The following is a 12,311-nucleotide window of genomic DNA, read 5'->3' as shown; positions in this document are numbered from 1 at the left end:
CTCACCGGCCCCCCCCCCGCCCCCGCACCCCCGCGCCGCGGGCCACCGGCCGCCGGGCCCACCGGCACACCGGCCCCCGGCCGACCGCCGGCCGGGGCCCGGTGGTGTGACGGCCGAGGCCGGGGGTGTGACGCGCGCCACCAGTGACCCTCGTCTCTACCGCGAAAGCCGCGAACGCTGGCACATTGGACGGCATGACCGCACCCAGCGCCGCCCCCACCGCCCCCGTCCGGACCCGGGTCCGCACCGGAGGCCCCCAGGACGACTCCTCCTGGCTGGAGCACGTGCTCGGCTGGACCCTCGTGGTGGTCGTCGCCATGTTCGTCACCCAGCTCGGCTGGCTCTGACCGCCCGGGAGTCCCGCCGGTCCCCTCCCGCGGCCCGGTACGCCGCATGATCCGGAGGGTGCAGATCCGGGAACTCCCGCCCGCTGCAAGACAGTTGTCCGCCCGCACCCCTGCGGCGCGCCGCGCCCGTCCCGACCGCCCCGGCCATCTCCTCCCGCCACCCGGGCAGACGCATCCGCACCCCGAGCCGCCCCCGTGCCGCCGACGGCCGCCGAGGGTTCGTCCCGGAGTGTCCGCAACCGCCCCCCGCCTGCGATTTCTCCGGTGATCTTGCCCGGTGACGAGAAGCTCCTGATCGGGCATACTCATGCCGCCGCAGCCGCTGAACTGCCCCTTCCGTGATCCGGGCGGGCAGTATCGGCTGTAAGAGCACCGTTACCGGCGGCGCGTCCCACACCTCGCGCGTCGCCGCCGCGCCCACGAGGGAGGAGAGCGCCGCCATGACCGACCGCGCCCCGCAGCCGGTGGACCGTCAGCTGCCCACCGAGGAGTCCCGGGACCTCCTCGCGCTCGTACGAGAGATCATCCAGCGGGAGGTTAGCCCGCGGGCCGCCGAAGAGGAGGAGGCCGGGCGCTTCCCGCGCGAGGTTTTCACCCTGTTGTCGGAATCCGGTCTGCTCGGTTTGCCGTACGACAGCGAGTACGGCGGCGGCGACCAGCCCTACGAGGTCTACCTCCAGGTCCTGGAGGAGCTCGCGGCGGCCCGCCTGACCGTCGGCCTCGGCGTGAGCGTCCACTCCCTCGCCTGCCACGGCCTGGCCGGCTACGGAACCAAGGAGCAGCGGGCCGCCCACCTGCCCGCCATGCTCGGCGGCGGACTGCTCGGCGCCTACTGCCTCTCCGAGCCGGCCGCCGGCTCCGACGCCGCCTCGCTCGCCACCAAGGCCGTCCGCGACGGCGACGACTGGGTCATCAACGGCACCAAGGCCTGGATCACCCACGGCGGGGTCGCCGACTTCTACACCGTCCTCGCCCGCACCGGCGGCGAGGGCCCCAAGGGCATCACGGCCTTCCTCGTGCCCGGCGACGCCGAGGGCCTTTCCGCGGCCGCCCCCGAGAAGAAGATGGGCATGAAGGGCTCGCCCACAGCCCAGCTGCACTTCGACGGTGTCCGCGTCCCCGACGCCCGGCGCCTCGGCGAGGAGGGTCAGGGCTTCACCATCGCGCTGGCCGCCCTGGACGCCGGCCGCCTCGGCATCGCCGCCTGCGCCATCGGCGTCGCCCAGGCAGCCCTGGACGAGGCCCTCGCCTACGCACAGGGCCGCACGCAGTTCGGCCGCCCCATCGCCGACTTCCAGGGCCTGCGGTTCATGCTCGCCGACATGGCGACCCGCATCGAGGCGGGCCGGGCCCTGTACCTGGCCGCGGCACGGCTGCGCGACGCGGGCAAGCCGTTCTCGCGGCAGGCGGCGATGGCCAAGCTGTTCTGCACGGACGCGGCCATGGCCGTCACCACGGACGCGGTCCAGGTCCTCGGCGGCTACGGCTACACCCAGGACTTCCCGGTGGAGCGCCTGATGCGCGAGGCCAAGGTGCTCCAGATCGTCGAGGGCACCAACCAGATCCAGCGCATGGTCATCGCCCGCCACCTGGCCGGCCCCGAAACCCGCTGACGCTGCTCGCGGCTCGCCCCAGTGGGTGAGCCTGCCTCCGCCGTCGGGGTGGACCCGCGCGCGTTCCGCCGCGTCGCGCGGGCCCACCCCGGCCCGGCGGGGAAGATCCTGGAGCGGTGATCCAGCTCAGACGCTCCGCGCTGATCCTGCTGCACGCCCTTCTCCTGGCACTGTCCGCCGCTTTGGCCGGCCCGGGCGCGGCGCATGCGGCGCCGCAGCCCGTACCGGCGAAATCCTGCCGGGCAGATCAGCTCGCCGGCGCGACGGTCAACGCGACGGCTGAATTCAAGCACCGCGGCCACGACAACAGCATGCTCACCAGCACCATGGACATCACCATCCCGGTGGCCTGGGAGCGCGCTGCCGACCTGCTCCTCGACCCTCGCTCGATCGAGTACCGCGATGCGCTGTGGTGCCTGGTGGGCAAGGCGAAGAAGAGCGAGACCGACTGGGGCGAGTGGCGTTCCAGGCCGCCGAGGGTGAAGGCCGACGAGAAGAACTTCGCCGTCCACTATGAGGCCGTTACATGGATCAGCACTCTTAGCGAGCTGCGTGTGGGCCCGTGGATGCTGTCGCCGCAGAAGGACAAGTGGCTCATCCGCCTGATGCCACCCCCGAACCTTGCAGGCGCGCGGTGGGAGAAGGTGAACGTGCGTCTGGGCGGACCGGGAGCCCTGTCGGCCCGCCCTGCACCCGTGTTCGGCGAAGGCGGCACCGTGCTGACGTGGCGGCACAAGCAGCCGGGGGAAGACCCCGAGGCCACGTTGCACCTGCCCGCGGCGCAGCAGTGGAACGCCGTCACCGCATCGCCTGACGAGCAGCCGTGGGAACTCTTGGGCGTCAACGGCGCATCGGGCGCGTTCTGGTTTATTGCAACGGGTCTTCTCCTGCTCGCTTCCGGCGCCCGGCTCCGGCGGAGCTTGATCGGCAAGCCCATGCCGCAGGAGGCGGACTCGCTCAACACCCTGCGCTCCTGGGCGCTGCTGCTGATGCTCTTCGGCCTGATCATTCACATGGGCGACCACGCGGCGCGGGTGCTGTCCTGGAATCCAGACGACGTGCCTCTGCCGGAGCTTTCTGCGCTGCTGCTCCTTGGAGTCTTCCTCTGCTTCTTCGGCAGGCTGCGGACGCGCTTGCTCATTTCCGTGTGTGCATTTTCACTTCTCCTGCTGACGCTCTCCGTCAATGCCGAACTTTTCAAGTACTCGTGGCTGCCCATGGTTGGTCTATCCGGATCACCCGGCGCCTCTTGGGTAGGTTTGGTCCTGTACGTGGTGTTGCTCGCGGTGTGCTGCCTCGGTCTGATCGCGAGTGGCCAGAGGGTCCTCTTTGCCGGGGGTAAGAGATTTCCTGACTGGGTGATGGTGTCCATTGCGGTAACCATTTCAATGGCGACCTCTCTGTGGATGTACAATGCCTTCGAGAATTCTTGGGAGAGAATTAGCTGGCTCCTTGAACCCGACGGACTGTTCTATGAAGGGGCTCGGGATCAGTGGTATGACCGATACTTCTGGTGGTTCCCGCGTGCAACGATGCGTCAATTGATGAACATCATTCTTTTCATGGCGCCTCTGGTCGTGGTCGGAGTGCTCCGAGTGTGCCGGGCAGAGCAGTACGAGAAGGGATCGTTCACCCCTAATCAAGCGGAGAAGTTCATACTCATTTCCCTCTTTGTGGTGGCCGGCCCGAACGTCCTATATTTCGGATTCTCGGGCTATCTTCTGATCCTGCTTCTCGGCCTGGTGGCAGTCTGGGCTGTCGTCGCCCTGGGGTCCTCTACATCTGTTCTTGAGCAACTTACGGTTGACGATGCGCCCTTGGGTAAGGTGATCTCGCGAACCGATCGGTCGGACGTGCTTCGCTTGGCACGCCATTTCCGAGAGCTCCAATCGCGGCTGCACCGGCTCGGTACCGCAAATCCGTCCGATCATTCAGCCACGCAGGAGGTGATCGAGGCCGAGATCGATCGACTGGACAAAGCCCTCCCGGAAGGGGTGCGGCCGACTGACCTGCCCTTCGCTTGCGGCCCCATGGCTACATGGTGGAGCAATGCTTGCCGGGGGGCGCTCGTTGCGTCTGTCGTCGGCTTGCCTGCGACCGGCCTCCTGTACTGGATTTATACTGTCAGAAGTGATCGCTGGGTATTTATCGCGGAGGGTCCATCCGGCTTCTTGGCGATCATTGCCAGTCTTCTGAGGTGGCAAGTGGTCTGGGGAGTCGGTGGCTTCTTCCTCGGCGCCCTGTGGCGAGACCTGCCCGGGCGTCACGGGCCGACGAAGGCGTGCTGGGTCACTGTTGCATTTGCCGTCCCCGCTCTGGCCGACTATGTCATCAGCCGGTTTATTGGGGAAACTGCGCCCGATCTTGTCGGTCTCATTGCGACGTTCGCCTCCGTCTTGACCATCACCGGGTTCGTCATGGATGTGGAGTCATTCCGGGACGAGCGGCGCTACTGGTCGACCAACGCCAGCCTGGTGGCGTACGTCTACCAGATGCGCGTTGCCTCGGTGGCGTTCTTCCTGGCTCAGATCGTCGCGCTCGTCACGATCTGGAAAGCCTTCAAGGAGGGCGGACCGACCGGACCGCCCCCTGGCCGGTGACCGATTCCCCTCACGCCTCGAACAGTGTCCCCGCCGGCCAGATCGGGGACGTCGCGACGCGGGACCACTCCGGGTCGCGGTAGCCCGGCAGGGTGCGGCCGTCCTCGGCCCAGAGGGCCAGCAGCGCACGGTAGATCGGCGGGTCGGACTGCCGGTGCCGAACCGATTCTCCGGCGGTGTGCGGCGCCGGGTGGCGGCGTCGGGCCGGTCTCGGTGCGGGCGTGTCGAGTGCGGTCATGCCCGGATCAACGCGCAGCCCGACCGGCGGGTAACCGCACCCGCCCTCCGAGATTCCGTTCGAGGGATCCCCGTACGGCCGTACGGCCGCGTGTCGTACGCAGCAGGCGGCTAGACGTGCCGGGATGTCAGGGAATGACAGAAGTATGGGCGCCGTCACCATTTCTGACGTACCGTCAAGTCCGTTCGGCCGCACCGTGCCCCGCCCCCGCACCCCTGGAGCTGCGCCATGCCCGCGGACCGCCCGATCCCCCTGGACGAGTACCCCATCCACCAGGCCCCGCTGTCGATGAAGCACGTCGTCACCGGCGACCGCAACGCCTACGACCGCTGCATCCTCCACGTCTTCGACCACGCCGGCCGGGCCGTCCTCATCGCCGGCCTCGGCGTCTACCCCAACACCGGCGTCATCGACGCCTACGCCACCCTCCGCACCGGAGACCGGCTCCTCGCGGTCCGTGCCTCCGACGCCCTCACCGACGACCGCATGAACCTCGCCGTCGGCCCTCTGCGCATCACCGTCGAGGAGCCCCTGAAGCGGATCGCCCTGCACTGCGATCCCGACCCCGCCGACCCCGACGGCCTCTCGTTCGCCCTCACCTGGACCGCCGAGTTCCCCGCCGTCTGGGAACCGCACCACACCCAGCGGCGCGGCGACCGGCTCATCCTCGAAGGCCGCCGCTTCGTCCAGGCCGGCCACGTCACCGGCACCCTGCGCGCCGGGGGCGAGGAGCGCGTCCTCACCCCCGACGCCTGGACCGGCACCCGCGACCGCAGCTGGGGCGTCCGCCCCATCCCCGGCGAGGACGGCGGCCGGGCCGCCGAGGAGCACCGGCCCGAGGGCTTCCACTGGCTCTGGATCCCCGTCCGCTTCCCGGACCGGTTCGTCATGGTCATCGTCCAGGAGGACGCCGACGGACACCGCACCCTCAACGAGGCCGTCCAGGTCTTCCCCGACGGCAGCGGCCGCCCCGACGTCCAGCTCGGCTGGCCCCACACCGACATCCGCTACCGCCCCGGCACCCGGCACCCCGTGAGCGCCGTCGTCCACCTCACCGACCCCGCCCGCAAACCCCTCGAACTCGGCGTGGAGATCCTCGGCTCCTCCCCGCTCGCCGTCGGCGCCGGCTACCCGCCCGCCGCCGACTGGCAGCACGGCACCTGGCAGGGCCGCGGCTGGACCGACCGCCGCGTCCTCGACCTCTCCGTCCCCGCCGCCCACCCCATGGCCGCCTACGGCGTCACCGACCACTCGGCCCGCTTCACCCTCGACGGTCAGACCGGCCACGGCATCTTCGAACACGGCAGCTTCGGTCGCCACGACCCGAGCGGCTTCACCGACCACGCCTCGGTCGCGCCGTAGCGGACCGCCGGCCGACGGCAGCACACGACAAGAGGGGCAGTCATGGCAGCAGCACCGGCACCACGTCCCCGCACCTCAACCCGGGAGCCCGCAGAGATCGCCCGGCGCCTGACCGCCTGGCTCGACGGCCGCCTCCCGGGCGCCCGCGTGTCCGGCGTCCGCGTCCCCGACTCCAACGGCATGTCCAGCGAAACCCTGCTCTTCGACATCGACCACCCCGACACCCCGGTCCGCGCCTGCGCCCTGCGCCTCGCCGCCGACCCGGCCGCCTACACCGTCTTCCCCGCCTACGACATGGCCCGTCAGCACCGGGTCATGAGCCTGGTCGCCGCCCACACCGAGGTGCCCGTCCCGCGCGTGCTCTGGCTGGAGGAGGACCCGGGGCCGCTCGGCGCCGCCTTCTTCGTCATGGCCCGCGCCGAGGGCCGGGTCCCGCCCGACGTGATGCCCTACACCTACGGTGGCAGCTGGCTGCACGACGCCACCGACACGGAGCGCGCCGCACTCCAGGAGGCGAGCATCTCCCTCCTGGCCCGCCTGCACGACCAATTCCCCACCAAGGAAGCAGAGTTCCTCATCCCTGACGGATCCGGCAGCCCCCTGCGCCGGCACGTCGAGGCCCAACGCGCCTACTACGCCTGGGTGGTGGACGGCCTGGCCCCGTCCCCGCTGCTGGAGCGCTGCTTCGACCGCTTGGAGGAGCTGTGGCCCGCCGACGAGGGTCCCGCCGTCCTCAACTGGGGTGACGCCCGCATCGGGAACATCGTCTACGACGGCTTCGAGCCCGTGGCCGTGCTCGACTGGGAGATGGCCGCCTGCGCCCCGCGCGAGGTCGACCTCGGCTGGACCGTCTACCTCCACCGCTTCTTCCAGGACCTGACCACCGGCTTCGGCCAGCGCGGCCTGCCCGACTTCCTGCGCCGCGAGGACCTGGAGCGCCGCTACGCCGAACTCACCGGGCACACGCCGCGCGACATGGAGTTCCACACCCTCTACGCCGCCCTGCGGCACGGGATCGTCATGCTGCGCATCGCCTACCGGCAGGCCCACTTCGGGGAGGTCGAGGTCCCGGCCGCGCCCGACCGGCTGATCCTGCACCACGCCACCCTCGACGCCATGGTGCGGGGCGCCTACTGGTGACCCGTACGGGCGGCCCTGCCGCAGACCCCGTACCCGGGGCCGCCCGCACCCCCCGGACACGGCTGAGGCCCGGGCCGAACGGCCCGGGCCCGGTCATCGGCCCGCCGCGCCCGCGCAGCAGACCTCCCGCCCCGTCAGGCGGCCTGCGCGTGCCGGCTCCGCTGCAGCGGAACCGTGGCCGCGAGCCGCACCGGACGCGAGCCGGGACCGCCCACGTGCGAGAACGGCTGGGTACGCCAGTCCAGGCCCTGGGGCAGCGTCAGCATGACGACCTCCAGCTCCTGGGTGTCCGCGCCCTCGTCCACGGCGGGCAGCGCGTCGGCGGCCGGGCGGCCGGTGCCCGCGCACACGGTCAGCCCGAACGGATTCCACGGGCTCGGGCAGAGCGCGTGCTCCGGCAGGTACTCCTCGTCCGCGACGAGGGCGATCGACTGGCCGCAGTCGGGGCAGATCGCGTGGCGGATCTCGAACCCCTCGCCGTCGTCGACGTCATCGGCGTCGTCGGTGTAGTCGACGACGCCGGGATCCAGGGGCTCCGGTTCCGTACGACCGGTGCGCTTGGTGTTCTGCATGGATGTACTCCCCCTTGGGTGGGCCGGGCGGGCAATGTTCTTCGGCCTCGGCCACACCAACCACTTCCCGTCGCGCGGCACGAGTAACCACAACAACCCGGCGCAGTAGGACATACCCTTGTGGCTTTGGTCACATGCCCGCCGCAGGTGCCACTTGTGGGCGGGCAGCACTGTGCCTGGAGCGCTCTCGGGCCGTAGGTTGATCGGCTATGAGCGCTATGGAGGAACTGGACCGCCAGATCGTCGATCTGCTGGTGCGGGACGGGCGGATGAGCTACACGGACCTGGGCAAGGCCACGGGACTGTCCACGTCGGCGGTCCACCAGCGGGTACGCCGCCTGGAGCAGCGCGGCGTGATCCGCGGCTACGCGGCCGTGGTCGACCCCGAGGCCGTCGGCCTGCCCCTGACCGCCTTCATCTCGGTGAAGCCCTTCGACCCCAGCGCCCCCGACGACATCGCCGACCGGCTGGCCGGCGTACCGGAGATCGAGGCCTGCCACAGCGTCGCCGGCGACGAGAACTACATCCTCAAGGTCCGGGTCGCCACCCCGCTGGAGCTGGAGGACCTGCTCGGCCGGCTGCGCGCCCTCGCCCACGTCTCGACCCGCACCACCGTCGTCCTGTCCACCCCGTACGAAGCCCGCCCGCCCCGCATCTAGCGGCACCCGGCGGCCCGTCGGCGGGGGAGCGGGCCGCAACGCAGGGGGCGCGGTCGAACGGGCCCCCGCGAACCGGGAGACTGGTGCGCATGACTGACCGCACCGCCCCCTCCGCCGACGACGCCGGAGCCTTCGCATCCGCCTCGGCCCCCGACCGGACCGTCCTCCTGCGCGGCGGCGAGGTACACAGCCCCGCCGACCCGTTCGCCACCGCGATGGTCGTCGAGCGGGGCCACATCGCCTGGGTCGGCTCCGAGGGTGCCGCCGACGCCTTCGCGCAGGGCGTGGACGAGGTCGTCGACCTCGACGGAGCGCTCGTCACCCCCGCGTTCGTCGACGCGCACGTGCACGCCACCTCCGCCGGCCTGGCCCTGACCGGACTGGACCTCTCCGGCGCCGCCTCCCTCGCCGACGCCCTCCGGCTGGTCCGCGCGTACGCCGCCCGCCGCCCCGGCGACCGCGTCCTGCTGGGCCACGGCTGGGACGCCGCCCGCTGGCCCGAGCGCCGCGCCCCCCGCCGCGCCGAGCTCGACGAGGCCGCCGGCGGCCGCCCGCTCTACCTCAGCCGCATCGACGTGCACTCCGCCGTCGTCACCACCGCCCTGCTGGACCTCGTCCCGGCCGTCACCGTCCGCGGCGACGAGCCGCTGACCCGCGACGACCACCACGCCGTCCGCAAGGCCGCGCTCGCCGCCGTCACGCCCGCCCAGCGCGCCGAGGCCCAGCGGGCGGCCCTCGACCACGCCGCCTCCCTCGGCATCGGCTCCGTCCACGAGTGCGGCGGCCCCGACATCTCCTCCGCCGAGGACTTCGCCGGCCTCCTGAACCTCGCCCGGGAGCGGCCCGGCCCGCGGGTCTTCGGCTACTGGGCCGACCGCGACCTGGAGCAGGCCAAGGCCCTCGGCGCCATCGGCGCAGCCGGCGACCTCTTCGCGGACGGCGCCCTCGGCTCCCACACCGCCTGCCTGCACGACTCGTACGCCGACGCGCACACCACCGGCACCGGCTACCTCGACGCCGCCGAGATCGCCGAGCACGTCACCGCCTGCACGGAGGCGGGCCTCCAGGCCGGCTTCCACGCCATCGGCGACGCCGCCCTCACCGCCGTCGTCGAGGGCTTCCGCGCGGCGGCCGACCGGCTCGGCCTCGCCCGCGTCCGCGCCGCCCGGCACCGCATCGAGCACGCCGAGATGATGACCCCGGAGACCATCGCCGCCTTCGCGGAGCTGGGCCTCACCGCGTCCGTGCAGCCCGCCTTCGACGCCGCCTGGGGCGGCGAGGACGGCATGTACGCGGACCGGCTCGGCGCCGAGCGGGCCCGTACGCTCAACCCGTTCGCCGCCCTGCTCAAGGCCGGGGTGCCGCTCGCCTTCGGCTCCGACGCCCCCGTCACCCCCTTCGACCCCTGGGGCACGGTCCGGGCCGCAGCCTTCCACCGCACCCCCGAGCACCGCATCTCCGTCCGGGCCGCCTTCACCGCCCACACGCGCGGCGGCTGGAGGGCCCTCGGCCGCGACGGGGCGGGCGTGCTGGTGCCGGGCGCCCCCGCCGACTACGCCCTCTGGCAGACCGGCGAGCTGATCGTCCAGGCCCCCGACGACCGGGTCGCCCGCTGGTCCACCGACCCCCGCTCCGGCACCCCCGGGCTGCCCGACCTGACCCCGGGCCGGGACCTCCCGGTGTGCCTCGCGACCGTCGTCGGCGGTCGGGAGGTATTCGTACGGCCACAGGGGTGATCCCCCGGGCCCTGGTTCGGTGCGCGCCGGCCGGCACGGATAGGTTCGGCCGGGCCCACCACCGGACGGCGGAAGGTTTCACCGGACGGGTGTCCCCCGATCCGAAAGAGCAGGGAGGGTGGCCCGTGCCGGGGACCCGCCGTCCAGTAGACAACGGTCACGTCCGCCCGCAGCCCGCGGGAGCCGTACCGGCCCGAAGGACCGCGGGCCCCGACCACTGTTCTAAAGTCATTCCCTGTGACAGGACGTACAAGAACACGAAGGCGGACCCAGTGAGCGACGGCGGACAGCGAGGCCACGGACCGCTCGGCACGACCTTGGTGATCATCCCGACCTACAACGAGGCCGAGAACATCGGGCCGATCGTCGCCCGCGTGCGCGCGGCCGTGCCCGAGGCGCACGTCCTGGTCGCGGACGACAACAGCCCCGACGGCACCGGCAAGCTCGCCGACGAGCTGGCGGCCGGCGACGACCACGTGCACGTCCTGCACCGCAAGGGCAAGGAGGGGCTGGGCGCCGCCTACCTCGCCGGGTTCACCTGGGGGCTGGAGCGCGACTACGGCGTCCTCGTCGAAATGGACGCGGACGGCTCCCACCAGCCCGAGGAGCTGCCCCGCCTGCTCACCGCGCTGGCCGGCGCCGACCTGGTGCTCGGCTCGCGCTGGGTGCCGGGCGGCCGGGTGGTGAACTGGCCCAAGAGCCGGGAGTTCCTCTCGCGCGGCGGCTCGACGTACTCCCGGCTGATGCTGGACGTCCCGATCCGCGACGTGACCGGCGGCTACCGCGCCTTCCGCCGCGAGACCCTTGAGGGGCTGGGCCTGGAGCAGGTCGCCTCCGCCGGGTACTGCTTCCAGGTGGATCTGGCGCGGCGGGCCGTGCGTGCGGGCTTCCGCGTCGTGGAGGTGCCGATCACGTTCGTCGAGCGGGAGTTCGGCGACAGCAAGATGAGCCGGGACATCGTGGTCGAGGCCCTGTGGCGGGTCACGCAGTGGGGCCTGCAGTCGCACGCGGCCAAGCTGACGGGCCTGGACAAGAGCCGCGGCTCCCGGGACAAGGACAGGCCCTGAGGGCCGGGCCGTTCCCCGCGGGCCCGTGCCCCCGGGGGCCGAGCCCCGCCGCCGCGCACCGCGCACCGCGCACTGGGCGCCGCCTGACACCGGGCACCCCCTAGGGGATGTCCGGTACCTCCGGCTGAGCCCGCTTTTACGCAGGCCCGGGCACACTGGAGACATGACGACCGGCGCACCCACTTCGACGGCCCACCGGCGGCGTTCGCCTGCCCGCACGTTCCTGCCCCTTGCCATCGCCGCCTGGCTGATCCTGGAGATCTGGCTGCTCGGCCTGGTGGCCGAAGCCGCCGGCGGTCTCACCGTCGCCGCGCTGATCGCCGGCGGAATCGTGCTCGGCGCCGTGGTCATCAAGCGGGCCGGGCGCCGCGCCTTCAAGAACCTGTCCGACACCTTCCAGCAGGCCCAGCAGGGGCAGCCGCCCGCCGCGCGCCAGCCCGGCACGGGCAACGCCCTCACCATGCTGGCCGGCCTGCTCCTGATCCTGCCGGGCCTGCTCTCCGACGTCGCCGGCCTGCTCTGCCTGATACCGCCGGTCCGGGCGTGGATCGGCCGCCGCGCCGGCCGCCTCCTGGAGCGCAGGATGGCCGCGGCGCGGTCCGGCAGCTTTGCCGACGCCTTCCAGCAGGCCCGCATCCACCAGCCGGACGGCAAGGTGGTCCAGGGCGAGGTCATCCGCGAGGACCGGCCGGACGGCCAGGACCGCCCCGGTTCCGACGCGGGGTACCGGCCGCCGCTGGCGCCCTGATCCGCGGATCCGCGTACCGAGCCCGCGCCGGGACATCCGCGCACCGAGCCCGCGGTGCCGAAGAACGAGGACATCGAGACACGGGAACGAACCGGGCACACGGGAACAAGCCGAGGGGCCCCCCCCCCCGGGGGGGGGGGGGGCCCCCGGGGGTGGGGGGCCCCCCCCCCCGGGCGGGGGGGGGCGGGCCGGCCGGCGGGGGGCGTGGGGGGGGGGCGCGGGGGGGCCG

At 72.3% G+C, this 12,311-nt stretch carries 11 protein-coding genes; 9 read left to right on the top strand and 2 right to left on the bottom strand.

Features of this window, described 5'->3' with window-relative positions; genetic code table 11:
• Positions 1 to 194: 194 nt before the first annotated feature.
• From ACFVGY_RS27375 to ACFVGY_RS27365, 3 genes are all read left to right on the top strand, one after another.
• Positions 195 to 347 carry an SCO1431 family membrane protein gene (locus ACFVGY_RS27375; RefSeq protein ID WP_385681756.1) on the top strand — a complete coding sequence of 51 codons (153 nt, stop codon included), beginning with the start codon at positions 195 to 197 and terminating at the stop codon, positions 345 to 347.
• Positions 348 to 787: 440 nt separating this feature from the next.
• On the top strand, positions 788 to 1,960 hold the full coding sequence (locus ACFVGY_RS27370; protein WP_385681754.1) for an acyl-CoA dehydrogenase family protein: 1,173 nt from the start codon (positions 788 to 790) through the stop codon (positions 1,958 to 1,960).
• A gap of 116 nt (positions 1,961 to 2,076) precedes the next feature.
• On the top strand, positions 2,077 to 4,560 hold the full coding sequence (locus ACFVGY_RS27365; protein ID WP_385681752.1) for a DUF6185 family protein: 2,484 nt from the start codon (positions 2,077 to 2,079) through the stop codon (positions 4,558 to 4,560).
• A 10-nt stretch (positions 4,561 to 4,570) separates the two neighbouring features.
• Here ACFVGY_RS27365 and ACFVGY_RS27360 read toward each other — a convergent pair whose 3' ends face one another.
• Complete coding sequence (locus tag ACFVGY_RS27360) at positions 4,571 to 4,798, bottom strand: hypothetical protein (RefSeq protein WP_385681750.1); 228 nt, start codon at positions 4,796 to 4,798, stop codon at positions 4,571 to 4,573.
• A 228-nt stretch (positions 4,799 to 5,026) separates the two neighbouring features.
• On the opposite strand from ACFVGY_RS27360, the gene ACFVGY_RS27355 reads away from it, so the two are divergent.
• Together ACFVGY_RS27355 and ACFVGY_RS27350 are read left to right on the top strand one after the other, a co-directional pair.
• A complete protein-coding gene (locus tag ACFVGY_RS27355; protein ID WP_385681748.1) occupies positions 5,027 to 6,160 on the top strand; it encodes a hypothetical protein in 1,134 nt (377 codons plus the stop codon).
• A 42-nt stretch (positions 6,161 to 6,202) separates the two neighbouring features.
• Positions 6,203 to 7,300, top strand: a complete 1,098-nt coding sequence (locus ACFVGY_RS27350) for a phosphotransferase family protein (RefSeq protein ID WP_385681746.1) — start codon at positions 6,203 to 6,205, stop codon at positions 7,298 to 7,300.
• 134 nt (positions 7,301 to 7,434) lie between these two features.
• Here the strand turns inward: ACFVGY_RS27350 and ACFVGY_RS27345 are convergent, their stop codons facing one another.
• Entirely contained in the window at positions 7,435 to 7,872 is a 438-nt protein-coding gene (locus tag ACFVGY_RS27345) for a hypothetical protein (protein ID WP_385681745.1), read from the bottom strand.
• Between the two features lie 218 nt (positions 7,873 to 8,090).
• Between ACFVGY_RS27345 and ACFVGY_RS27340 the strand changes: the two genes are divergently transcribed.
• The 4 genes from ACFVGY_RS27340 (at position 8,091) to fxsA (ending at position 12,082) form a co-directional block, all read left to right on the top strand.
• Positions 8,091 to 8,531: an Lrp/AsnC family transcriptional regulator gene (locus ACFVGY_RS27340; RefSeq protein WP_179178588.1), complete on the top strand. Its 441-nt coding sequence runs from the start codon at positions 8,091 to 8,093 to the stop codon at positions 8,529 to 8,531.
• Positions 8,532 to 8,620: 89 nt separating this feature from the next.
• A complete protein-coding gene (locus tag ACFVGY_RS27335; RefSeq protein WP_385681743.1) occupies positions 8,621 to 10,267 on the top strand; it encodes an amidohydrolase in 1,647 nt (548 codons plus the stop codon).
• A 272-nt stretch (positions 10,268 to 10,539) separates the two neighbouring features.
• Positions 10,540 to 11,334 (top strand): polyprenol monophosphomannose synthase, encoded by a 795-nt coding sequence (locus ACFVGY_RS27330; protein ID WP_385681741.1) that lies wholly within the window; start codon positions 10,540 to 10,542, stop codon positions 11,332 to 11,334.
• A gap of 163 nt (positions 11,335 to 11,497) precedes the next feature.
• Positions 11,498 to 12,082: an FxsA family membrane protein gene (gene fxsA, locus ACFVGY_RS27325; protein ID WP_385681739.1), complete on the top strand. Its 585-nt coding sequence runs from the start codon at positions 11,498 to 11,500 to the stop codon at positions 12,080 to 12,082.
• The last annotated feature ends 229 nt before the right edge of the window (positions 12,083 to 12,311 follow it).

Origin of the sequence: Streptomyces sp. NPDC127106 (assembly GCF_042677605.1) — a bacterium.
GTDB lineage: Bacteria > Actinomycetota > Actinomycetes > Streptomycetales > Streptomycetaceae > Streptomyces.
Note: the sequence above shows the minus strand (reverse complement) of the source record. Positions and strands in the feature narration are given on the sequence as shown.